A 22625-nucleotide genomic window follows, 5' to 3' on the forward strand; every position below is an offset into this window, starting at 1 on the left:
CATGGTTGCCGCCAAGCAAAAAAGGCATGCGTTTGCCGCCACGGTCAAGACGTTCAAGACGGCGTCCGGCAAAGAGCATTCATTCTTTTCGCTGCCTGCATTGGCGCGCAAATATCCCAATGTCAAACGCCTGCCGCGCTCGATCCGAATTGTTCTGGAATCAGTATTGCGCCATTGCGATGGCACCAAGGTGACGGCCGAGCATGTCGAGCAATTGGCCAACTGGAGGCCCAATGCGCCGCGCGTCGATGAAATACCATTTACCGTGGCGCGCGTGCTGTTGCAGGACTTTACCGGCGTTCCATTGCTCGTTGACCTTGCTGCCATGCGGGCGGCAGCGCAAAAGGAGGGCACCAATCCAAAACGGGTGGAGCCGCTCGTTCCGGTGGATCTGGTGGTGGACCATTCCGTCATGGTGGATAACTATGGCACCAAGTCGGCGCTCTCCCAGAACATGAAACTCGAGTTCGAACGCAATCATGAGCGCTACCAGTTCATGAAATGGGGCATGCAGGCCTTTGATACCTTCCGTGTCGTGCCGCCGGGCTTTGGCATTTGCCACCAGGTGAATCTGGAATTCCTCACCAAGGGCGTGCACAAGCGCAAGGATGGCGTGATTTACCCGGATTCGCTGGTCGGCACCGACAGCCACACGCCGATGATCAACGGCGCGGGCGTCGTGGCCTGGGGCGTGGGCGGCATCGAGGCCGAGGCGGCGATGCTGGGCCAGCCGGTGTATTTCCTGACGCCCGATGTGGTGGGCTTCGAGCTCAAGGGCCAGCTGCGCGAAGGCGTGACAGCCACCGACCTGGTGCTCACCGTGACCGAGCTGCTGCGCCAGAACAAGGTGGTGGGCACCTTTGTCGAATATTTCGGCGAGGGCACCGCGTCACTCAGCGTGCCCGACCGCGCAACGCTGGGCAACATGTCGCCGGAGAACGGCTCGACGCTGGGCCTGTTCCCGATCGACCAGCGCACGCTGGAATATTTTGAAGGCACGGGCCGCACCAAGACCGAGATCGAGCTGGTGGAGGCCTACTACAAGGCGCAGGGCCTGTTTGGCGCGCCGCGCGCGGGCGAGGTGGACTATTCGCGCGTCATCACGCTCGATCTGGGCGATGTCACGCCCAGCATCGCCGGGCCGCGCCGTCCGCAGGACCGCATTGACCTGGGCAAGGCCAAAACGCGCTTTGCCGAGTTGTTCACCACGCCGATGGAGCAGGGCGGCTTTGCCCGCCCGGCGGACGCGTTTGGCGAGCGCGTGCACATCACACCGAGCGCGGCGATCGATGCGAAGGCCGAGCCCAAGGGCTTCGAGGTGACCAATGGCGACGTGCTGATCGCCGCCATCACGAGCTGCACCAACACCAGCAACCCGGGCGTGATGCTGGCCGCCGGCCTGCTGGCCAGGAAGGCGGTGGAAGCGGGACTCAAGGTCAGGCGCCACGTCAAGACCTCGCTGGCGCCCGGATCGCGCATCGTCACCGAATACCTGCAGGAAACCGGCCTGCTGCCCTACCTGGAAAAGGTGGGCTTCAGCCTGGCCGGCTATGGCTGCACGACCTGCATCGGCAATGCGGGCGATCTCTCTCCCGAGCTCAACGAGGCGATCAACCGGCACGATCTGGTCTGCGCTTCGGTGCTCTCGGGCAACCGCAACTTTGAGGCGCGCATTCACCCCAACCTCAAGGCCAACTTCCTCATGAGCCCGCCGCTCGTCGTCGCCTATGCGATTGCGGGCAGCGTCAATGTCGATCTGATGACCGAGCCGGTGGGCAAGGGCAAGGGCGGCAAGGATGTCTATCTGGGTGACATCTGGCCGACGAGCGACGAGGTGCAGAAGTTGCTCAAGTTCGCGATGAAGGGCAAGGCCTTCCGTGCCAATTACGCCAAGATCGAGACTGAGCCGGGCAAGCTCTGGGAAAAGATCAAGGGCGTCAAGGGGCAGCTCTACGACTGGCCTGAGAGCACCTACATCGCCGAGCCGCCGTTCTTCGACGGCTTTGCGCTCAAGACGGCACGGTCGGAGGCGGAAAGTGCGCAGCGCGACCATTCCGTGCGCGGCGCCCGCGTCATGGCGCTGTTTGGCGATTCGGTGACGACCGACCACATCTCGCCGGCCGGCCGCATCAAGGAAAGTTCGCCCGCCGGGCTCTGGCTCAAGGCGCATGGCGTGCAGAAGCAGGACTTCAATAGCTACGGCTCGCGCCGCGGCCAGCATGAGGTGATGATGCGCGGCACTTTTGCCAACGTGCGCATCAAGAACCTGATGATCCCGCCGCTGGCCGATGGCTCGCGCGAGGAGGGCGGCGTCACGCTCTACCAGGGCGAGGGGCCGCGGCAGGGCGCCAAGATGCCCATCTTCGATGCCGCCGAGCTCTACATGGCCGGCAAGACGCCGACAGTCATCTTTGCGGGCGAGGAATACGGCACGGGTTCCAGCCGCGACTGGGCGGCCAAGGGCACGCAGCTGCTGGGCATCCAGGCGGTGGTGGCGCGCAGCTTCGAGCGCATCCACCGCTCCAACCTGATCGGCATGGGCGTGCTGCCGCTGCAGTTCCAGGGCAAGGACAGCTGGGAGACCCTGGGCCTCAAGGGCGATGAGCAGGTGGATGTCGTGGTGGACAAGCAGCTCAAGCCGCAGAGCAAGGCCAGGCTGGTCATCCGCTTTGCCAATGGCAGCACGAAAGAGGTGCAGCTCACGCTGCGCCTGGATACGCCGATCGAGGTGGATTACTACCGCGCCGGCGGCATCCTGCCCTATGTGCTGCTGCAGCTGATTGCCGGCTGACCGGCAACCGCCCCCGTCCGCATGCCACGCCGGCAGATTCTGATTGCGGGCGGCGGCATCGGCGGGCTTGCCGCCGCCATAGCCAGCCGGCAGGCGGGCTGGGAGGTGCGGCTTGCCGAGCGCGCCAGCGCCTTCAGCGAAGTGGGCGCCGGCGTGCAGCTCGGGCCCAATGCCGTGCGCTGCCTCGATGCCTGGGGCCTGCGGGCGCCCCTGCAGGCGGTGGCGTGCTTCCCCGAACGGCTGGAAATCCGCAGCGCCATCGATGCCGGCGAGCTGGGGCGGATGCGCTTGGGACGCACCATGGCCGAGCGTTACGGCGCTCCTTACCTCACCATCCACCGGGCCGATCTGCACGCGCTGCTGCTGGCCGCGGTCAGCGACAGGGCCGATGCGCCGTTGCTGCTGGACCACCGATTGACAGATTTCGTGCAGGGTGACGACGCGGTTGCCGCGCGCCTGCTGCGCGGCGATGGCAGTGAGCTGGCGCTGGAAGCCGATCTGCTGCTGGGCGCCGATGGCCTGCATAGCCGCGTGCGCGAAGGGCTGCTGGGCGAGGGCGTGGCACAGCCTGCGGGTCATCTGGCCTACCGCGCCGTGGTGCCGCAGCGCGCACTGGCGCAGCACCTGCGCAGCCAGGTCGTCACCGTCTGGCTCGGGCCGCAGCTGCATGTGGTGCACTACCCGCTGCGCGGCGGTGAACTGCTCAACCTGGTGGCGATTCGCCACGGCCAGCCGCCGGCCGATCTGGTGCATTGGGATCATGGCGCGAATGCCGGCGAGCTGCAGGATGCGCTGGCGCGCACCTGCGCGCCGCTGCAGGACATGGTGCAGGCCGTATCGGACGCCGGTGGGCAGTGGCGGCTGTGGCCGCTGGTGGAACGCGCCCCGGTGGCGGCGGCCACGCAGATGGCGCAGGGCCTGGTGGCGCTGCTGGGCGATGCGGCCCACCCCATGCGCCCGTATCTGGCGCAGGGCGCGGGCATGGCGATCGAGGATGCGGCCGAGCTGGGGCGCGACCTGGGCATGCAGGCGCTGGAGCCCGCGCTGCGGCTGCGCCGCTATGCGCTCAACCGCTGGCAGCGCGTCGCCGCGGTGCAGCGGCGTTCGCGGCGCAATGCCGGCATCTTCCATGCCACCGGGGCGGTGCGGGTGGCACGCGATGCGGCGATGCGCCTGCTGGGCGAGCGGCTGCTGGACATGCCCTGGCTGTATGGCGGCGGGCCGGTGCCAGTCAGGCACTGACGGAGGCCGCGAGTCAACCGCTTGGTTATGCGATGTGTCCGCGCTCTCCATGCTTTTATTGCATAATTTGTTGCAGTGCACTTGCTGCTGGATAGGCATCCGGCAGCAGGCACCGCATAGATGAAAAATCGGCTCCGGCGCTTGATTGGAAAGCGCTGGCAGCTATTGTTTTGATTGAAAGGTAGATCCATGAGCCATCCGCAGAACAGCCACGGTCAAACCCCGCTTCGCATTGCCATCCTTGGCTATGGCAACCTGGGGCGCGGCGTTGAAAAGGCGGTCGCCAAGAACCCCGATACCCGGCTGGTCGGGGTCTACACGCGCCGTGCCCCGGCGGATGTGAAGCCGGCCAGCGGCGTTGCCGTGCATGGTGCGGGCGAACTGCTGGCGCACAAGGGCGAGATCGACGTGCTCATCCTCTGCGGCGGCTCCAAGGACGATCTGCCGGTGCAGACGCCCGAGTACGCGCGCCACTTCAACGTGGTCGACAGTTTTGATACGCATGCCCGCATCCCCGAGCATTTCGCCCACGTGGATGCCGCGGCGCAGGCGGGCAAGACCACGGCGCTGATTTCCGCCGGCTGGGACCCGGGCATGTTCTCGGTGAACCGCGTGATGAGCGATGCCCTGCTGCCCGATGGCGCCACCTACACCTTCTGGGGCAAGGGCCTGAGCCAGGGCCACTCGGACGCCATCCGCCATGTGGCTGGCGTGGCGGGCGGCGTGCAGTACACGATTCCGGTGGAAGCGGCGATGGACAAGGTGCGCAGCGGCGTGCGCCCGCAGCTTTCCACACGCGAGAAGCATCTGCGCGAATGCTTTGTCGTGCTCAAGCCCGGCGCGGACGCCGAGGCGGTGCGCCAGGCCATCGTCACCATGCCCAACTACTTCAGCGACTACGACACCACGGTGCATTTCATCAGCGCCGAGGAACTGGCGCGCACGCATTCGGGCATGGCGCATGGCGGCTTCGTGATCCACAGCGGCGCCACATCGGATACCGCCAGGCACGTGATCGAATACCGCCTGCAGCTGGACAGCAATCCGGAATTCACCTCCAGCGTGCTGGTGGCCGGCGCGCGCGCCGTGCACCGGCTGCACCAGGCGGGCCAATACGGCTGCAAGACCATGCTTGACCTCTCGCCCGCGCTGCTCTCGCCCCGCAGCGCGGCGCAATTGCGCGCTGAGTTCCTCTGATCAAGTTCCGCCGGTGCGCGGGTGGCGCTGGCGGTATTTCCAGGGCGCGAGCGGGCGCTTTTGCGACCACAGCCCGCGCCGCTCGCGCCGCGCCCGCGCTGCCGCCGCGGCCACCTGCGGCCAGGCGCGCATTTGGCTGGGATGCACCCAGGCCAGGCCTGCGTTGGCCTGTTCCAGTGCGGCATCGCGCCCGCGGCAGCGCACCTGCGCCAGGGTGCGCTGGTATTTGTCGCGGCCCAGTGCCCGCACTTCGGCGCGCTGGCGCAGGCACAGGGCGGCCAGCTGCTCGCGCGCCTCTCTGCCCCAGGCCTGGCGCAGTTCGGGCGCGTCTATGCTGGCGAGGCGCACGCGCTGCACCGGCTGGCCACCGCAGCGCATGGAGAGCGAATCGCCATCCCCGATCGCCACGATCAGGCACAGGGCGAGGGCTGCAGCCAGCATGGATTTACAAGGAAAATATGGCGTCGACGCTTATGCACCAAGCGCTGGCAGCTACGAAAAAAACTTATTCTTGCCCTGCCTCGCCACCTTTGGAGAGGCTGGCATGGACGGCCATCTTGTCCTCGACGCCGGCAAACTTGCTGTATTTGCCGAGCAGCTTGACCAATTGGCCATAGATGCGTGCGGGTGCGGCCAGGCATTCGCGCTGTTCCAGAAAATCGGCTTCCCCGGTGAAATTGCCCACCAGACCGCCGGCTTCGGTCACCAGCAGGCTGCCGGCGGCCACGTCCCAGATCGACAGGCCGGTTTCAAAGAAGCCATCGGTGAAGCCCGCAGCCACATAGGCCAGATCGAGCGCCGCAGCGCCCGGGCGGCGCAGGCCGTGGGTGTACTGCATCACTTCGGCCATCATCTGCATGTAACCGGCGAAGTCGTCCCCCGGGCGGTACGGAAAGCCCGTGCCCAGCAGGCATTCCGACAGACGGGTGCGCTTGGAGACGCGCATGCGCCGGTCGTTCATGAAGGCGCCGCGCCCGCGCGTGGCGGTGAACAGGTCGTTGCGTGTCGGGTCGTACACCACGCCATGCTCGATGCGCCCGCGCACCGACAGCGCAATGCTGATGCAGTAGACCGGAAAGCCGTGGATGAAATTCGTCGTTCCGTCCAGCGGGTCGATGATCCAGACATGCTCGGAATCCCGGGCGCCGTGCTGGCGGCCCGATTCTTCGGCCAGGATGCCGTGGCCAGGGTAGGCGGTCAGCAGCGTCTCGATGATGGTGGCTTCGCTCGCCTGATCGACTTCCGTCACGTAGTCGTTGATCTGCTTTTGCGATATGCGTACCGCCTCCACGTCGAGCGCGGCGCGGTTGATGATGGCGCCGGCGGCGCGTGCGGCCTTGATGGCCGTGTTCAGCATGGGATGCAGGTTTGACGACATGAAAAGGAACGTCCAAACAAAAAAAGCGCGGCGATGCGCGCGCAGGGTCGTGATTTTAGTGGCCCGGAGCATTCTCGGCGGCAAGCGACAATTCAACCATGCGAACGCGCTTCATCCTGATCCAGACCAGCCACCCCGGCAACGTGGGCGCCGTGGCGCGCGCCATCAAGACCATGGGGTTTGATGATCTGGTGCTGGTGGCGCCGCGCTGGCCCAATGTGCTGCGCCGCGAGATCGCGATCCAGCGCGCCAGCGGCGCCACCGATGTGCTGGAGAAGGCGCGCATCGTCGCCACGCTGGACGAGGCGCTCGATGGCATGCACCACCTGTGCGCCACGGCGATGACGCCGCGCGACTTCGGACCGCCCACGCGCTCGCCGCGGGAGCACTTCGATTTACTCCTTGAAACGGAGCAAGAGGCGCAGGCCAGCAAAGCGCGAATCGCTGATATGAATGAAAATTCCGGTATCGCCTTTCTCTTTGGCAGCGAGCGTTTCGGCATGGCCAACAGCGACGTCTACCGCTGCCATGTGGCGCTGTCGATTCCGACGGCGCCGCAGTTCGGCTCGCTCAACCTGGCGGCCGCGGTGCAGTTGGTGGCCTATGAATGGCGCCAGGCCCTGGGCGGCTTTGCGGTGCACGACGCCGCCAGCCACGGAACGCCGGCCGATGCACGGCAGATGGCGGGCATGCTGGCACACTGGCAGCAGGCACTTGTCGAGATCGGCTTCCTGGATCCGGCGGCACCCAAGAAACTCATGCCCAGGCTCAACCAGCTGTTCAACCGCGCCAGCCCGAGCGAGGAGGACATCCATGTCCTGCGCGGCATCGCCAAGACCATGATGGCGCTTGCCGCCAGGCAGCCCCGTTGACGGGCGCGCGCCTGCACGCTGGCGCATTGCTCACTACACTGCACGCCTTCACAGCGCCTGCCCATGCTTTCCAGAATCCGCTCCGACATCCAGTGCATCCTCTCGCGCGACCCGGCTGCGCGCAGCACCTGGGAGGTCATCACCTGCTACCCCGGCCTGCATGCCATCTGGCTGCACCGGCCGGCGCACTGGTGCTGGACCCACGGGCTGCGCTGGCTGGGGCGCTTCATTTCCCACATCGCGCGCTGGGCGACGGGCATTGAAATCCACCCCGGGGCGGTGATCGGAGGGTGCGTTTTCATCGACCATGGCATGGGCGTGGTGATCGGCGAGACGGCCGAGGTGGGCGACGGCTGCACCATCTACCACGGTGTGACGCTGGGTGGCACCTCGCTGTACAAAGGCGCCAAGCGCCACCCCACGCTCGGGCGCAACGTGGTCGTGAGCGCCGGCGCCAAGGTGCTGGGCGGCTTCACCGTGGGTGACGACGCCAAGATCGGCAGCAACGCCGTCGTCATCAAGCCGGTGCCGGCGGGCGCCACCGCGGTGGGCATTCCGGCGCGCATCATCGCCTCGCACAAGGACCACGGCCCGGATGTGACCGAATCGCAGGCCGATGGGGCCAAAGGCTTCAGCGCCTATGGCGTGACGCCGCAGCAGGACGATCCGCTGGCGCAGGCGCTGCGCAGCCTGGCCGATTCGGCCGCCGGGCAGGAGCAGCAGATCGCGCTGCTGTGGCAGGCCATAGAAAAACTCTCCGGCCTGCAGCACGGGCCGGACTGCGTGCCGCCCAATGCGCATGTCACCGCCCGCTTCGAGGCGGAAAAGGTCAGCGACATCCTGGGCAAGTAGGCCCGGCGCACCGGTGTCTGCAGGAGCAGGCGCTTCGCTACAATAGAAGGCTTTTCGCGACGAGCTGGCCTCGCGCCTGGCATTTGCCGGGCACTGCAGGCCGTCAATGCTCCGCGAGGACCGAGAGACACCCTGGAGCGCCAGCTGGCACGCCGCAATGCGATGCAGCGGGCGCGTGCGCACACTGACCGACACAAAGGAACCGCGATGGCCGTCACCGTTGAAACATTGGAAAAACTCGAACGCAAGATCACGCTCAGCCTGCCTACGGCAAGCATCCAGGGCGAGGTCGAAGGGCGCCTCAAGCGCCTGGCCCGCACCGTGAAGATGGACGGTTTTCGTCCCGGCAAGGTGCCGCTGAGCGTGGTGGCGCAGCGCTACGGCTATTCGGTGCAGTACGAAGTCATCAACGACAAGGTCGGCGAGGCGTTCTCGCAGGCGGCCAACGAGGCCAAGCTGCGCGTGGCGGGTCAGCCGCGCATTTCCGAGAAAGATGGCGCCGCCGAAGGCGAGATGGCATTCGACGCGGTGTTCGAGGTTTACCCGGAGGTCAAGATCGGCGACCTGGCCGAGGCCGAGATCGACAAGCTGACGGCGGCCGTGGACGACGGCGCCATCGACCGCACGCTGGACATCCTGCGCAAGCAGCGGCGCACCTTCGCCCAGCGCGCCCAGGGCACGCCCGCCGAGGACGGCGACCGCGTGACCGTGGACTTCGAAGGCAAGATCGACGGCGAGCCGTTTGCTGGCGGCAAGGCCGAGGCCTTCCAGTTCCTCGTCGGCGAAGGCCAGATGCTCAAGGAGTTCGAGGATGCCGTGCGCGGCATGAAGGTGGGCGAGAGCAAGACCTTCCCGCTGGCCTTCCCCGAGGACTACCACGGCAAGGACGTGGCGGGCAAGACGGCGGATTTCCTGGTGACGGTCAAGAACATCGAGGGCGCGCACCTGCCCGAGGTGACCGAGCAATTCGTCAAATCCCTCGGCATTGACGGCGGCACGGTGGAGAGCCTGCGCGCCGACGTGCGCAAGAACCTCGAGCGCGAAGTGAAGTTCCGCGTGCAGTCGCGCAACAAGGCCGCGGTGATGGATGCCCTGATGGCCAAGGCGGAACTGGAACTGCCCCAGGGCATCGTGCAGGCCGAGGTGCAGCGCCTGCTGGAAGCGGCGCGCGCCGACCTCAAATCCCGCGGCATCAAGGATGCCGAGGCGGCCCAGATCCCCGAGGACGTGGTGCGCCCGCAGGCCGAGCGCCGCGTGCGTCTGGGCCTGGTCGTGGCCGAGCTGGTGCGCGCCAACGAGCTGCAGGCCCAGCCCGAGCAGCTCAAGGCGCATGTGCAGGAGCTTGCCTCCAGCTACGAAAAGCCCGAGGACGTGGTCAAGTGGTACTACGGCGACCGCGACCGCCTGGCCGAGGCCGAGGCCGTGGTGGTGGAGAACAATGTCACCGATTTCGTGCTGGGCAAGGCCAAGGTCAGTGAAAAGTCGGTTTCATTTGACGAACTGATGGCGCAGAACTGATCGCCGCAGCTTGCGCCGGTCATTGCGATGGGGCTTGCACCAGCCGGTGCAGGCCCCACCTGTTTGCGGCTACAGTCAGCGATTCATTGGAGAACTGCATGAGTGCACAGGATACGAAGGCATTGGGGCTGATCCCCATGGTGGTGGAGCAATCGGGGCGTGGTGAGCGTTCCTACGACATCTATTCGCGATTGCTCAAGGAGCGCGTGGTGTTCCTGGTCGGCGAAGTGAACGACCAGACGGCCAACCTGGTGGTGGCGCAGCTGCTGTTTCTGGAGAGCGAAAACCCGGACAAGGATATTTCTCTCTACATCAATTCCCCCGGTGGCAGCGTGACGGCCGGCATGTCGATCTACGACACCATGCAGTTCATCAAGCCGGACGTGTCCACCATGTGCCTGGGCTTTGCCGCCAGCATGGGAGCCTTCCTGCTCGCCGCCGGCGCCAAGGACAAGCGCTATTGCCTGCCCAACAGCAAGGTCATGATCCACCAGGTGCTGGGCGGCGCGCGCGGCCAGGCGACCGACATCGAAATCCAGGCGCGCGACATTCTGCGCACCAAGGAGCAGTTGAACCGGATTCTGGCCGAGCGTACCGGCCAGCCCTACGAGAAGGTGGTGCACGACACCGAACGCGACTATTACATGACCGCGGACGAGGCAAAAACCTATGGAATCGTAGACCAGGTCATCGCCAAGCGCTCCTGATTCCTTAGCGCTCGAAGGGCGGCGCTTCCCCTGCGGGAAGCGCCGTTTTCAATTGAGTATCATCACTTCACGTTCTGCGTTCCAAGGCATTGCCCCATGGCCGAAAAAAAAGGCTCTTCCAGCGAAAAAACCCTGTACTGCTCGTTTTGCGGCAAGAGCCAGCATGAGGTCAAGAAGCTGATCGCCGGTCCGTCGGTGTTCATCTGTGACGAATGCATTGACCTGTGCAACGAAATCATCCGCGACGAGCAGCCCGCGCTCGATGCCAATCAGGCGGGCCGCGCGGACCTGCCTACCCCCGCCGACATCAAAACCAACCTGGACAGCTACGTGATCGGCCAGGAGCAGGCCAAGCGCACGCTGGCGGTGGCGGTCTACAACCACTACAAGCGCCTGCGCCACAAGGAACACGCGGGCAAGGACGATGTCGAGCTCTCCAAGAGCAACATCCTCCTGATCGGCCCCACCGGCTCGGGCAAGACGCTGCTGGCGCAGACCCTGGCGCGCCAGCTCGACGTGCCGTTCGTGATGGCCGATGCCACCACGCTGACCGAAGCGGGCTATGTGGGCGAGGATGTCGAGAACATCATCAGCAAGCTGCTGCAGAACTGCAACTATGACGTCGAGCGGGCGCAGCGCGGCATTGTCTACATCGACGAAATCGACAAGATCACGCGCAAGAGCGACAACCCGAGCATCACGCGCGATGTCTCGGGCGAGGGCGTGCAGCAGGCGCTGCTCAAGCTCATTGAAGGCACCATGGCCAGCGTGCCGCCGCAGGGCGGCCGAAAGCACCCCAACCAGGACTTTCTGCAGGTGGATACCACCAATATCCTGTTCATCTGCGGCGGCGCCTTCGCGGGCCTGGAGAAGGTGATCGAGAACCGCACCGAGGCCTCGGGCATAGGCTTTGGCGCCACGGTGCGCAGCAAGAAGCAGCGCTCGCTGACCGAGGTGTTCCAGGACATCGAGCCCGAGGATCTGATCAAGTTCGGCCTGATTCCGGAACTCGTCGGCCGCATGCCGGTGGTGGCGGCGCTGGCCGAACTGGCCGAGGATGCACTGGTGCAGATCCTCACCGAACCCAAGAACGCGCTGGTCAAGCAGTACGCGGCGCTGCTGGGGATGGAGGGGGTGGAACTGGAAATCCGCCCGGCGGCGCTCAAGGCGATCGCGCGCAAGGCGATTGCGCGCAAGACCGGCGCGCGCGGCCTGCGCTCGATTCTTGAACAATCGCTGATCGGCACCATGTTCGATCTGCCCAATGCCGTCAATGTGGAGAAGGTGGTGGTCGACGAGTCCTCCATCGAGGAAGACAAGGCACCGCTGCTGGTCTATCGCGAAGCGGCCAAGAAGGCTTGATTTTGAGCGGTGCGGGCAGCGTTGCCGCTGCCGCACGCTTTTCTTTTTCTGGCCTTGCGCTGGCAAGGCCGTCTGTGAGGATTGCCCATGCCTGGACCGACACCCCCGCCGGATTCCGCCATCGTCTTGCCGCTCTTGCCGCTGCGTGACGTGGTGGTGTTCCCGCACATGGTGATTCCCCTGTTCGTCGGCCGCGCCAAGAGCATCAAGGCGCTGGAAGTGGCGATGGGTACGGATCGCAAGATCATGCTGGTGGCGCAGAAGGCCGCCGCCAAGGACGAGCCGCAGGCCGAAGACCTGTTTGACATCGGCTGCGTATCGACGATCTTGCAGATGCTCAAGCTCCCCGATGGCACGGTGAAGGTGCTGGTCGAGGGGCAGCAGCGCGCGCATCTGCAGGATGTCGCCGAAGGCGAAACCCATGCGACAGCCACGGTGCGTCTGGCGCCCGTTCCCGCCGTGCCCGAGCGCAAGGCGGCAGAGCTGGAGGCACTGCGCCGCGCGGTGATGCAGCAGTTCGACCAGTACGTCAAGCTCAACAAGAAGATTCCGAACGAGATTTCCACCTCGATTTCCGGTATTGACGATGCGGGCCGCATGGCCGACACCATCGCCGCGCACATGCCGCTCAAGCTGGAGGACAAGCAGCACGTGCTGGCATTGGCCGAGGTCAAGCCGCGGCTGGAAAACCTGTTCGAGCAGCTCGAACGCGAGGTGGACATCCTCAATGTGGACAAGAAAATCCGCGGTCGCGTCAAGCGCCAGATGGAAAAAAACCAGCGCGATTTCTATCTCAACGAGCAGGTCAAGGCGATCCAGAAGGAACTCGGCGAGGGCGAGGGCGGCGCCGACATTGAGGACATCGAAAAACGCATCAAGGCCGCCAAGATGCCCAAGGAGGCACTCAAGAAGGCCGAGGGCGAGCTCAAGAAGCTCAAACTGATGTCGCCCATGTCGGCCGAGGCCACGGTGGTGCGTAACTACATCGACGTGCTCTGCGACCTGCCTTGGGGGAAGAAGACCAAGGTCAAGCAGGACCTGGTGCGCGCCGAACAGGTACTCAACGAAGACCACTTCGGCCTGGAGAAGGTCAAGGACCGCATCCTGGAGTACCTTGCCGTGCAGCAGCGCGTGGACAAGGTCAAGGCGCCCATCCTGTGCCTGGTCGGGCCGCCGGGCGTGGGCAAGACCTCGCTGGGCCAGTCGATCGCCAAGGCCACGGGACGCAAATACGTGCGCATGGCGCTGGGCGGCATGCGCGACGAGGCCGAGATCCGCGGCCACCGGCGCACCTACATCGGCGCGATGCCGGGCAAGGTGCTGCAGAGCCTGACCAAGGCAGGCGCGAAGAATCCGCTGTTCCTGCTCGACGAGATCGACAAGATCGGCATGGATTTCAGGGGCGACCCATCGAGTGCGCTGCTCGAGGTGCTCGATCCCGAGCAAAACCACAAGTTCGCCGACCACTACGTCGAGCTTGACTTCGATCTGTCGGACGTGATGTTCGTCGCCACATCCAACTCGATGAACATTCCGCCGGCGCTGCTCGATCGCATGGAAGTGATTCGGCTGGCGGGCTACACCGAGGACGAGAAGGCCAACATCGCCACGCGCTACCTGCTGCCCAAGCAGATGCAGAGCAACGGTCTGAAGGCCGGCGAGCTGCATGTGCACGAAGACGCGATCATCGACATCGTGCGCTACTACACGCGGGAAGCCGGCGTGCGCTCGCTTGAACGAGAGCTCTCCAAGATCTGCCGTAAGGTGGTCAAAGGCCTGCTGCTCAAGAAACTCAAGCCCTGCGTAGAAGTGGATGCCAAGAGCCTCGCCGATTACCTGGGCGTGCGCAAGTTCACCTACGGACGTGCGGAGCAGAAGAACCAGGTGGGCCAGGTCGTCGGTCTGGCCTGGACTGAAGTGGGTGGCGACCTGCTCACCATCGAAGTCGCCACCATGCCCGGCAAGGGGGCGATTCAGCGCACTGGCTCGCTGGGCGATGTGATGAAGGAATCGGTCGAGGCGGCGCGCACCGTGGTGCGCTCGCGCGCCCATGCCCTTGGCCTGCGCGATGAAATGTTCGAGAAGCGCGACCTGCACATCCACGTGCCCGATGGCGCCACGCCCAAGGATGGGCCGAGCGCCGGCATTGCGATGGCGACGGCCATGGTCTCGGCGCTCACGGGCATCCCGGTGCGCGCCGATGTGGCGATGACGGGCGAGATCACGCTGCGCGGCGAGGTCACGGCGATCGGCGGCCTGAAGGAAAAGCTGCTCGCGGCACTGCGCGGTGGCGTCAAGACAGTGATGATCCCCGAGGAGAATGTCAAGGATTTGCAGGAGATCCCGGATACTGTCAAGAAGGGGTTGGACATCGTTCCGGTGCGCTGGATCGACAAGGTGCTGGAAATTGCGCTCGAGCGCAAACCAGTGCCGCTGACCGAAGAGGAAATTGCGGCCGCCGCTGCCGTCGCACCCGCGGCGCCTGCGCCCGCACCGGCACGATCGGTAAAACATTGAGAAGTTGGTGCGAAGCGGGCTGAAAACCCCCTATAATCGCACTCTTCCTGCAGGGCACCATCCTTGCAGTACGCGGGAATAGCTCAGTTGGTAGAGCGCAACCTTGCCAAGGTTGAGGTCGCGAGTTCGAGCCTCGTTTCCCGCTCCAGAAACCTGAAACAAAGGGGAGGCAAAAGCTTCCCCTTTTTTCTGAAGGCTTGCTGGCGCGGTAGCAAAGCGGTTATGCACCGGATTGCAAATCCGTAGAGCCCGGTTCGACTCCGGGCCGCGCCTCCAGACAGGGTGCACCGGCCCATTGCGGGTGCACCAACGCGGGAATAGCTCAGTTGGTAGAGCGCAACCTTGCCAAGGTTGAGGTCGCGAGTTCGAGCCTCGTTTCCCGCTCCAGTTCATGCCGTGACGACCCGATGCGGCAGTGAAGCACGGTTTGCCTCGGACCGCATCGTGCGTTAGCCTTGACGCCAGGGCCGCGGACGCCGCAGTCCTGCCTCGGTGGTGAAATTGGTAGACACTGCGGACTTAAAATCCGCCGCTTTCCTGAAAAGGGGCATGCCGGTTCGACCCCGGCCCGAGGCACCATTCATATCGCCGCCTGCTGCTGGCTCAAGGGCGGCTGAAACCGCCTGAGGCGCAGCGCATTGCCCAGCACGAAGACGCTGGACATCGCCATCGCGCCCGCGGCAAAGACGGGCGAAAGCAGCAGTCCGTAAGCCGGGTACAGCACACCCGCCGCCAGCGGAATCAAGGCCGTGTTGTAGCCAAAGGCCCAGAACAGGTTCTGGCGGATATTGCCTATCGTGGCCCTGGAGAGCGCGATCGCATTGGGCACACCCTGCAGGTCGCCGGACATCAGCACGACATCGGCCGATTCCATCGCCACGTCGGTGCCGGTGCCAATCGCCAGCCCTATGTCGGCTTGCGCCAGTGCCGGCGCATCGTTGATGCCGTCGCCGACGAAGGCAATCGGGCCGTGGCTGGCACGCAGGCGCTCGATGGCCTGCACCTTGCCCTCGGGAAGGACTTCGGCCACCACTTCGTCAATGCCCAGCTGCCTGGCAATCGCCTGCGCGGTGCGTGCGTTGTCGCCGGTGACCATGGCGACTTTCAGGCCGAGCTGGTGCAGTGCGGCAATCGCGGTGGGTGTGCCGGGCTTGATCGGATCGGACACCGCGATGATGGCGGCGAGCCGGCCGTCGATGGCCGCGTACAGCGGCGACTTTCCCTCATTGCCAAGGCGTTCGGCCACGGCGGCAAAAACCTCCACGGCCAGACCCAGGCTGCGCATGAACCGGTCGGCGCCCACCTCCACGCGCACACCGTCCACGCTGGCACGTACGCCCATGCCGGTGATGGATTCGAATGCACCTAGCGCAGGCAGTGCATGGCCTTGCACGGTGGCGGCGCCCACGATGGCGCGTGCGATCGGGTGCTCCGAGCGCGTCTCTACCGCGGCCACCAGCGTCAGTACCCGATCGCGTTCAAAGCCCGCGGCGATCTCCAGATCGGTCAGTACGGGGCGGCCTTCGGTCAGCGTGCCGGTCTTGTCCACCGCGACCACTTTCGCGTCCTTGAGCAGCTGCAGCGCCTCGCCCTTGCGAAACAGCACGCCGATTTCCGCACCACGGCCGGTGCCCACCATGATGGAGGTCGGCGTGGCCAGTCCCATGGCGCAGGGGCAGGCGATGATGAGCACGGCCACGGCGTTGACCAGCGCGAAGCTCAGCGCGGGCGAGGGCCCGAAGACCAGCCAGGCGAGGAAGGTGAGCAGCGCGGCCAGCATGACGGCAGGCACGAACCACAGCGTCACCTTGTCCACCACCGCCTGGATCGGCAGTTTGGAGCCTTGCGCCTGCTCGACCATGCGGATGATCTGCGCCAGCAGGGTCTGCCCACCCACCGCGGTGGCGCGCAGCGTGAGCGCGCCCTTCTGGTTGACGGTGCCGCCCACGACGGCGCCGCCAAGCGATTTCTGCACGGGAATGGGCTCGCCGGTGACCATGGATTCATCGACGAAACTCTCGCCCTCGGTCACCTCGCCATCCACCGGCACGCGCTCGCCGGGGCGTACCTGCAGCACATCGCCCAGTACCACGTCGCCGAGGGGAATATCCACGCTGCGGCCATCGCGCACCACGTGGGCGATCTTGGGCTGCAGGCCGACCAGCCGCTGTATGGCCTGCGATGTTCGCCCCTTGGCGCGTGCCTCCAGGTAACGGCCCAGCAGAATCAGCGCCACGATGACGGCCGCCGCCTCGTAATAGACGTTCACCGTGCCCTGCGGCAGCAGGCCGGGCGCGAAGGTGGCGACCACCGAGTAGCCAAACGCCGCCGCCGTGCCCACGGCCACCAGCGAATTCATGTCCGGTGCCAGACGCAGCAGCGCCGGGAAGCCCTGGGCGTAGAAGCGCCGGCCCGGAATGGCCAGCACCAGCGCGGTCAGCACGAACTGCAGGTACCAGCTTTCGCGGTGGCCGATCGTCGCCATCACCCACTCGTGCATGCCGGGAATCAGGTGCGAGCCCATTTCGAGCACGAACACCGGCAGCGAGAGCGCGGTGGCCAGCAGCAGGTCGCGCCGGAGTCTGGCACGTTCGGCATCCTTGTTCTGCGCGGTCTCTTCTGCCGCGTCTGCGCTGGAATCGATGGGGTGCGCCGCGTAGCCGGCCCCGGCGATGGCCGCCAGCAGATCGGCCACCGCCGCCACGCCGCGCACGCTGGCGCGCTCGGTCGCAAGGTTCACGGCCGCCTGCTCCACGCCAGGCACGGCCTTGAGCGCCTTCTCCACGCGGCCGACGCAAGAGGCGCAGGTCATGCCCTCCACGGCCAGCTCGATGCTGCTCGCCGGCACGGCGTAGCCGGCCTTCTCGACGGCCTGGACCAGTGCCATGCGGTCGATGGGGCCGGCTGAGCGGATATCCGCCCGTTCGGTGGCGAGGTTCACGGCCACGCTGCCGACGCCGCCCACCTTGGCAAGCGCCTTTTCGACCCGGCCGACGCAGCTGGCGCAGGTCATGCCTTCAATCGGCAGGCTGATGAAGGGAGCGGCGATCGCGCCGCTGGGATTCGGGCTGTTCATGGTCGGTTTTCCTGCAGTCAAGTTCACAATGCCGCCAGCGTAATGTTTGCCATGATGTCAATGTCAAGGGGCGTGCGAAAATACGGCCTACTTGCGAGCGTTCAGTGTGTTTTTCAGGATCGCCCCCTCAGGCTCCAGGGATGCCCTGCATCGCCCTCGCGCGTCGGTGGTGGTGCAGGCCGTCCGAGGCTGCGCCATCGCCGACCGCAGGGGGTTGGGCAGGACATTCCTAGGCTCAGAGACCAAAGAAGGTTTTATGTCAGATTACAACGCTCCCTTTGAAATTCACGTCCACGGCCAGGTGCAGTTGCGCGCCGACGTGGATTTCGCGCAACTGCAGGATGCGCTCAAGCCGCTGTGGCAGTACGCCGGCGCGCGTTCCCTGGCGGACGGCGCCACCAGCGCCTACGAGGAAGAGCCGGGCATCCAGTTCGATCCCAAGGAACACCTGCTGCAGATGTGCTGGACGGTGCGCGGCGACGATGACTTCCGCCAGTCGCTTGACGAGATGTGCATGAGCCTCAATGAGCTCGCCGACCAGGGCGCCGCGATCGAGGTGACTTTCTACGACACCGAGTTCGACGAGGAAGAGATCGATGATGAGGAAGACGATGACGCCGAATCGCGCGACGACTTCGTGATGCTCTTCGTCGGCCCGACGCCGGCGGCCATCATGCAGGTGCAGCGCGACATGCTGGTGCAGGATGTGGTGAACGTGATGGAGCGCCACTTCGATGCGGCCGAGCTCGGCGGCGTGGTGGCCGAGATCGACAAGCTGTTCACCCAGCGCTTTGATGCGCTGGTGAGCTCGCTTGATCTGGGGCGCCGGCCGCGCGGCGCCGGCGGGCGCGGCGGCGGCAACCGCAGGCCGCGCCATCTGCACTGAAACTCAGGGGGCCTGGGGCAGCGAGACGGCGGCGCACTGCCCAGGCGGCAGCGCCAGCCAGCGCTGCGCCGCCGCCTGCAGCGCGGGGAGTGCGCCGGTGGTGCACAGCAGAATGTTTCGTGCGTGGACCTCCGGTGCCGCTTCCTCATGCAGCAGGCCGGCCGGCTCCAGAATGCGCCGGGTTTGCCGTGCCACGGCCGCTCCGGTTTCGATGATGCGTACCTCGGGCCCTACCAGCGAGCGCAGAACGTCCTGCGCAAACACGTAGTGGGTGCAGCCCAGCACCAGGGTGTCCATCATTCCGGATTCAGTGCCAAATACGCCCAAGGCACTCGTGTAGCGGGCGCAAAGCGCTCTTGTTTTTGATGCTGCTTCCGCGGCCTCGGCGCCGGTGCTTTTTTCGATGGCCTGGGCCAGGCCGTCGCAGGCCTGCACTGAAAAGCGGGTGTGCTCGCCGTGCAGGGCCAGCAGGTGTGCAAAGCGCGCGCTTTGGGTCGTGCCGCGCGTGGCCAGCACGCCGACATGGTGCGTGCGGCTGGCGATGGCGGCGGGCTTGAGCGCCGGTTCCACGCCCACCATGGGCAGATCGGGCAGTTCGCCCCGCAGCAGCGGAATGGCCGCGGCGGTGGCGGTGTTGCAGGCGACGACCAGCGCCTTGATGGCGTGCTCCTGGCGCAGATGCCGGGCGATGGCCAGGCTGCGCTGGTGCACGAAGCCATCGCCCTTTTCGCCATAGGGCGCGTTGCCGCTGTCGGCGAGGTAGATGAAGCGCTCGTGCGGCAGTTCGGCGCGCAGCGCCTGGAGCACGCTCAGGCCGCCGATGCCGCTGTCGAAAACGCCTATCGGTGCGCTGCTGGAAGGGGATGGCATGGAGACGCGGGGTGGAAGGCGGGCAAGCATACCGCGTTCGCACAGGCGACAACGGCCATGCGGTGACCGCGCCACAATGGCTGTTTCGGGCACGGGGCCCGGTGACACCACCTCAGGAGACTTCCCGCAATGGCACGCACGATTCAGCAATTGTTTGATCTTTCCGGCAAGACGGCGCTCGTCACGGGCGGCTCGCGCGGGCTGGGCCTGCAGATGGCGCATGCGCTGGGCGAGGCGGGCGCGCGCATCATGCTGGCCAGCCGCAAGGCCGGGGAACTGGAGCAGGCCGCCGCCGAGCTGCAGGCGGCTGGCATCGATGCGCGCTGGATCGCCGCCGATTGCGCGCAGGAGGCGGATATTCACCGGCTGGCATCTGAAGCGCTGCAGCGCCTGGGCGATGTGGACATTCTGGTGAACAACGCGGGCGCGAGTTGGGGCGCCCCGGCCGAGGACCACCCCACGGCCGCCTGGGACAAGGTGATGAACCTCAACGTGCGCGGCTACTTCCTGCTCTCGCAGGCGGTTGCCAAGGCCAGCATGATCCCGCGCGGCAGGGGCGCCATCGTCAACGTGGCGTCCATCGCGGCGCTGGGCGGCAATCCGGTGGGCATGAAGACCATCGCCTACAACACCTCCAAGGGCGCGGTGCTCAACTTCACGCGCGCGCTGGCGGGGGAATGGGGGCATTACGGCATCCGCGTCAATGCCGTCTGCCCGGGTTTCTTCAAGACCAAGATGGCCGAGGTGCTGATAGAGCGCCTGGGCGAGGAGCAGATGAAGGCGCACGCGCCGCTGCTGCGCCTGGGCGACGATGAAGACTTGAAGGGCCTGGTGCTGCTGTACGCCAGCGATGCGGGCAAGCACATCACCGGCCAGTGGATGGCGGTCGATGGCGGGGTGAGCGCCATCGTCGCGGGATGAGGGCGATGGATCGTCCGGGCTTCGACATCGACATCCCCTTCGTTCAGGCGCTGGGCATCACGCTGGCGGGGATGGGCGAAGGCCGTTCCGAGCTGCATTACGAGGCCCGGCCCGAGCACCTGAACTCCTGGCGCATCACGCATGGCGGCGCGCTGATGACGCTGCTCGATGTAACGCTGGCGATGGCCGCGCGCAGCAACGCGCTGGCCAGCGGCATGGGCATGGTGACGGTGGAGATGAAGACCAGCTTTCTGCGCCCGGCCAAGGGCAGGCTGGTGGCGCGCGGCACCTTGATCCACCGCACGCGCAGCCTGGCGTTTGCCGAGGGCACGGTGTTCGATGCCGAGGGCCAGGCCTGCTGCCATGCCACCGACACCTTCAAATACGTCTCGCGCGTGGGCGATTTCACCGGCGGTGCACGATCAAAAACTGAATGAAATATGGCTGTAGCGCTTGATGGGTAAGCGGTAACAGCTATGTTATTTGAATAAACAGGAGAGATGGACCATGCCACGCAACACACAGATCGTGCTCGACAACCGCCCGCAGGGCGCTGCCACCGAGGGCAATTTCCGCCTCATCGCCACGGATACGCCGCCGCTGACGGATGGCCAGGTGCTGGTGCGCCACCATTACCTGAGCCTGGACCCCTACATGCGCGGGCGCATGAACGAGGGCAAGAGCTACGCCGCCTGCCAGCCCTTGGGCGAGGTGATGATTGGCGGCACCGTGGGCGAGGTGGTCGAGAGCCGCCACCCGCGCTTCGCTGCGGGCGACAAGGTGGTCGGCATGGGCGGCTGGCAGGAATACAGCGTGGTCGATGGCAACGCGCCAGGCCTGCTGCGCAAGGTGGAGGGCGGCCCGGTGCCGCTCTCGTACTACCTGGGCGCCGTCGGCATGCCGGGCGTGACCGCCTGGTATGGCCTGACGCAGATCATCGCGCCCAAGGCGGGCGAGACCGTCACCGTGAGCGCCGCCACCGGCGCGGTGGGCAGCGCGTTCGCGGCGCTGGCCAAGGCGCGCGGCTGCCGCGTGGTGGGCGTGGCCGGCGGGCCGCAGAAATGCCGCTATGCCACCGAGGAACTGGGCTTTGATGCCTGCATCGATCACCGCCTGCACACCGATGTGAAATCCATGTCGCGTGCGCTCAAGGACGCCTGCCCCGATGGCATAGACGGCCATTTCGAGAACGTCGGCGGCACCATTCTGGATGCCGTGCTGCTGCGCGCCAACGCGTTTGCGCGCGTGGCGCTGTGCGGGATGATCGCGGGCTACGACGGCGCGCCGCTGCCCTTGCAGAACCCGGCACTGATGCTGATCAACCGCATGCGGGTGGAGGGCTTCATCGTGAGCGAACATATGCAGCTCTGGCCGCAGGCCTTGCAGGAACTGGCCGCTCTGGTGGTGGCCGGAACGCTGCATCCGCGCGAAAGCATTGCGCAGGGCCTGGCGAGTGCGCCGGCCGCCTTCATCGGGCTGCTGCACGGCAAAAACATGGGCAAACAGCTCGTCAAACTCATCTGAGGGGGCAGGATGATCACGGAATTTGCAGGCAGGACGGCGGTGCTCACGGGCGCCGGCTCGGGTTTCGGGCTGGAATGCGCGCGCATCGCCGCGCGGCGCGGCATGCGTGTGGTGCTGGTGGATGTGCAGCAGGACGCGCTGGACAAGGCTGCGGCGGAATTGCAGCAAGCAGGTGCCGAGGTGCTGGCGCGGCGCGTGGATGTGTCGGATGCCGATCAGATGCAGGCGCTGGCCGATGCGGTGGCCGAGCGCTTTGGCGCGCCGCACCTGGTCTTCAACAACGCAGGCGTGGGCTCAGGCGGCCTCGTCTGGGAGAACACGCTGGCCGACTGGCAATGGGTGCTGGGTGTGAACCTCTGGGGCGTGGTGCACGGCGTGCGCCTGTTCACACCGATGATGCTGGCGGCAGCCAAGGCAGATCCGGCCTGGTGCGGTCATATTGTGAACACCGCCAGCATGGCGGGACTGCTGACGCCGCCCAACATGGGCATCTACAACGTCAGCAAGCATGCGGTGGTGGCACTGACGGAGACGCTCTACCAGGACTTGAGCTTGGTGACCGAGCAGGTCGGCGCCAGCGTGCTTTGCCCCTACTTCGTGCCCACCGGCATCACGCAGAGCGAGCGCAACCGGCCAGAAAGCCTGCGCGATGCTTCCCTCACGCCCAGCCAGCGCATCAGCCAGGCCATGATCGACAAGGCAGTGACCAGCGGCAAGGTCTCCGCCGCTGAGGTGGCGGCCAAGGTGTTTGATGCGGTGGTGAGCGGCGCTTTTTATATCTATAGCCACCCGCGGGCGCTGGGCAATGTAGAAAGCCGCATGCAAGCCATCGTGGAGGGTCGCAATCCGCCCGACCCGTTCGCCGAGCGGCCCGAGGTGGGAGAGCAGCTCAAGGCGGCGCTGCGGCGCTGA

18 protein-coding genes and 4 tRNA genes are annotated in these 22625 nt (G+C 65.8%); 18 read left to right on the top strand and 4 right to left on the bottom strand.

The annotated features are described in order from the left end of the window. Position 1 precedes the first annotated feature (1 nt). The 3 genes from acnA to K320_RS0114595 all read left to right on the top strand — a co-directional run bounded on the left by acnA (position 2) and on the right by K320_RS0114595 (position 5230). On the top strand, positions 2-2791 hold the full coding sequence (gene acnA, locus K320_RS0114585; RefSeq protein ID WP_024539569.1) for an aconitate hydratase AcnA: 2790 nt from the start codon (positions 2-4) through the stop codon (positions 2789-2791). A 21-nt stretch (positions 2792-2812) separates the two neighbouring features. Continuing rightward, complete coding sequence (locus K320_RS0114590) at positions 2813-4033, top strand: FAD-dependent monooxygenase (RefSeq protein WP_024539570.1); 1221 nt, start codon at positions 2813-2815, stop codon at positions 4031-4033. A 189-nt stretch (positions 4034-4222) separates the two neighbouring features. Next, positions 4223-5230, top strand: coding sequence for a diaminopimelate dehydrogenase (locus K320_RS0114595; protein ID WP_024539571.1), 1008 nt, complete (start codon positions 4223-4225; stop codon positions 5228-5230). On the opposite strand, the gene K320_RS0114600 is transcribed toward K320_RS0114595, so the two are convergent. After that, positions 5231-5671 (bottom strand): thermonuclease family protein, encoded by a 441-nt coding sequence (locus tag K320_RS0114600; protein ID WP_024539572.1) that lies wholly within the window; start codon positions 5669-5671, stop codon positions 5231-5233. It abuts the gene before it with no gap. 64 nt (positions 5672-5735) lie between these two features. Continuing rightward, the gene (locus K320_RS0114605; protein ID WP_024539573.1) at positions 5736-6608 is read right to left on the bottom strand and encodes an inositol monophosphatase family protein; all 873 of its coding nucleotides are present in this window, start codon (positions 6606-6608) and stop codon (positions 5736-5738) included. 98 nt (positions 6609-6706) lie between these two features. On the opposite strand from K320_RS0114605, the gene K320_RS0114610 reads away from it, so the two are divergent. From K320_RS0114610 to K320_RS0114655, 10 genes are all read left to right on the top strand, one after another. Further along, positions 6707-7480, top strand: a complete 774-nt coding sequence (locus K320_RS0114610; protein WP_024539574.1) for an RNA methyltransferase — start codon at positions 6707-6709, stop codon at positions 7478-7480. Positions 7481-7543: 63 nt separating this feature from the next. Beyond that, positions 7544-8332: a serine O-acetyltransferase gene (gene cysE / locus K320_RS0114615; RefSeq protein WP_024539575.1), complete on the top strand. Its 789-nt coding sequence runs from the start codon at positions 7544-7546 to the stop codon at positions 8330-8332. 207 nt (positions 8333-8539) lie between these two features. After that, entirely contained in the window at positions 8540-9850 is a 1311-nt protein-coding gene (gene tig, locus K320_RS0114620; protein ID WP_024539576.1) for a trigger factor, read from the top strand. A gap of 98 nt (positions 9851-9948) precedes the next feature. After that, complete coding sequence (clpP, locus tag K320_RS0114625; protein WP_024539577.1) at positions 9949-10557, top strand: ATP-dependent Clp endopeptidase proteolytic subunit ClpP; 609 nt, start codon at positions 9949-9951, stop codon at positions 10555-10557. Positions 10558-10653: 96 nt separating this feature from the next. Continuing rightward, the gene (clpX, locus tag K320_RS0114630; protein ID WP_024539578.1) at positions 10654-11919 is read left to right on the top strand and encodes an ATP-dependent Clp protease ATP-binding subunit ClpX; all 1266 of its coding nucleotides are present in this window, start codon (positions 10654-10656) and stop codon (positions 11917-11919) included. A gap of 87 nt (positions 11920-12006) precedes the next feature. Further along, positions 12007-14436 (top strand): endopeptidase La, encoded by a 2430-nt coding sequence (gene lon, locus K320_RS0114635; protein WP_024539579.1) that lies wholly within the window; start codon positions 12007-12009, stop codon positions 14434-14436. A gap of 72 nt (positions 14437-14508) precedes the next feature. Further along, positions 14509-14584: transfer RNA gene (locus tag K320_RS0114640), tRNA-Gly, on the top strand. 54 nt (positions 14585-14638) lie between these two features. Further along, positions 14639-14712 (top strand) — tRNA-Cys (locus K320_RS0114645). Positions 14713-14747: 35 nt separating this feature from the next. Then, positions 14748-14823 (top strand) — tRNA-Gly (locus K320_RS0114650). A 99-nt stretch (positions 14824-14922) separates the two neighbouring features. Continuing rightward, positions 14923-15015: transfer RNA gene (locus K320_RS0114655), tRNA-Leu, on the top strand. A 1-nt stretch (position 15016) separates the two neighbouring features. Here K320_RS0114655 and K320_RS0114660 read toward each other — a convergent pair. Then, positions 15017-17512 carry a heavy metal translocating P-type ATPase gene (locus K320_RS0114660; protein WP_024539580.1) on the bottom strand — a complete coding sequence of 832 codons (2496 nt, stop codon included), beginning with the start codon at positions 17510-17512 and terminating at the stop codon, positions 15017-15019. Positions 17513-17768: 256 nt separating this feature from the next. On the opposite strand from K320_RS0114660, the gene K320_RS0114665 reads away from it, so the two are divergent. After that, positions 17769-18398 (top strand): DUF6806 family protein, encoded by a 630-nt coding sequence (locus K320_RS0114665; RefSeq protein ID WP_024539581.1) that lies wholly within the window; start codon positions 17769-17771, stop codon positions 18396-18398. 3 nt (positions 18399-18401) lie between these two features. On the opposite strand, the gene murI is transcribed toward K320_RS0114665, so the two are convergent. After that, positions 18402-19268, bottom strand: coding sequence for a glutamate racemase (gene murI, locus K320_RS0114670; protein ID WP_024539582.1), 867 nt, complete (start codon positions 19266-19268; stop codon positions 18402-18404). 129 nt (positions 19269-19397) lie between these two features. Between murI and K320_RS0114675 the strand changes: the two genes are divergently transcribed. From K320_RS0114675 to K320_RS0114690, 4 genes are all read left to right on the top strand, one after another. Further along, positions 19398-20189, top strand: coding sequence for an SDR family oxidoreductase (locus K320_RS0114675; protein WP_024539583.1), 792 nt, complete (start codon positions 19398-19400; stop codon positions 20187-20189). 5 nt (positions 20190-20194) lie between these two features. Then, entirely contained in the window at positions 20195-20626 is a 432-nt protein-coding gene (locus K320_RS0114680) for a PaaI family thioesterase (RefSeq protein WP_407059767.1), read from the top strand. A 70-nt stretch (positions 20627-20696) separates the two neighbouring features. Next, positions 20697-21713 (top strand): NADP-dependent oxidoreductase, encoded by a 1017-nt coding sequence (locus tag K320_RS0114685; RefSeq protein ID WP_024539585.1) that lies wholly within the window; start codon positions 20697-20699, stop codon positions 21711-21713. A gap of 9 nt (positions 21714-21722) precedes the next feature. Continuing rightward, on the top strand, positions 21723-22625 hold the full coding sequence (locus K320_RS0114690) for an SDR family oxidoreductase (protein ID WP_024539586.1): 903 nt from the start codon (positions 21723-21725) through the stop codon (positions 22623-22625).

The organism is Comamonas badia DSM 17552 (assembly GCF_000484635.1).
In the GTDB taxonomy this organism is placed as follows: domain Bacteria; phylum Pseudomonadota; class Gammaproteobacteria; order Burkholderiales; family Burkholderiaceae_C; genus Comamonas_C; species Comamonas_C badia.

Bases quoted from the DNA above. Each gene is read 5' to 3' on its own strand.
- acnA (WP_024539569.1), top strand. From the start codon at position 2: ATGGTTGCCGCCAAGCAAAAAAGGCATGCGTTTGCCGCCACGGTCAAG.
- K320_RS0114590 (WP_024539570.1), top strand. From the start codon at position 2,813: ATGCCACGCCGGCAGATTCTGATTGCGGGCGGCGGCATCGGCGGGCTT.
- K320_RS0114595 (WP_024539571.1), top strand. From the start codon at position 4,223: ATGAGCCATCCGCAGAACAGCCACGGTCAAACCCCGCTTCGCATTGCC.
- K320_RS0114600 (WP_024539572.1), bottom strand. From the start codon at position 5,671: ATGCTGGCTGCAGCCCTCGCCCTGTGCCTGATCGTGGCGATCGGGGAT.
- K320_RS0114605 (WP_024539573.1), bottom strand. From the start codon at position 6,608: ATGTCGTCAAACCTGCATCCCATGCTGAACACGGCCATCAAGGCCGCA.
- K320_RS0114610 (WP_024539574.1), top strand. From the start codon at position 6,707: ATGCGAACGCGCTTCATCCTGATCCAGACCAGCCACCCCGGCAACGTG.
- cysE (WP_024539575.1), top strand. From the start codon at position 7,544: ATGCTTTCCAGAATCCGCTCCGACATCCAGTGCATCCTCTCGCGCGAC.
- tig (WP_024539576.1), top strand. From the start codon at position 8,540: ATGGCCGTCACCGTTGAAACATTGGAAAAACTCGAACGCAAGATCACG.
- clpP (WP_024539577.1), top strand. From the start codon at position 9,949: ATGAGTGCACAGGATACGAAGGCATTGGGGCTGATCCCCATGGTGGTG.
- clpX (WP_024539578.1), top strand. From the start codon at position 10,654: ATGGCCGAAAAAAAAGGCTCTTCCAGCGAAAAAACCCTGTACTGCTCG.
- lon (WP_024539579.1), top strand. From the start codon at position 12,007: ATGCCTGGACCGACACCCCCGCCGGATTCCGCCATCGTCTTGCCGCTC.
- K320_RS0114660 (WP_024539580.1), bottom strand. From the start codon at position 17,512: ATGAACAGCCCGAATCCCAGCGGCGCGATCGCCGCTCCCTTCATCAGC.
- K320_RS0114665 (WP_024539581.1), top strand. From the start codon at position 17,769: ATGTCAGATTACAACGCTCCCTTTGAAATTCACGTCCACGGCCAGGTG.
- murI (WP_024539582.1), bottom strand. From the start codon at position 19,268: ATGCCATCCCCTTCCAGCAGCGCACCGATAGGCGTTTTCGACAGCGGC.
- K320_RS0114675 (WP_024539583.1), top strand. From the start codon at position 19,398: ATGGCACGCACGATTCAGCAATTGTTTGATCTTTCCGGCAAGACGGCG.
- K320_RS0114680 (WP_407059767.1), top strand. From the start codon at position 20,195: ATGGATCGTCCGGGCTTCGACATCGACATCCCCTTCGTTCAGGCGCTG.
- K320_RS0114685 (WP_024539585.1), top strand. From the start codon at position 20,697: ATGCCACGCAACACACAGATCGTGCTCGACAACCGCCCGCAGGGCGCT.
- K320_RS0114690 (WP_024539586.1), top strand. From the start codon at position 21,723: ATGATCACGGAATTTGCAGGCAGGACGGCGGTGCTCACGGGCGCCGGC.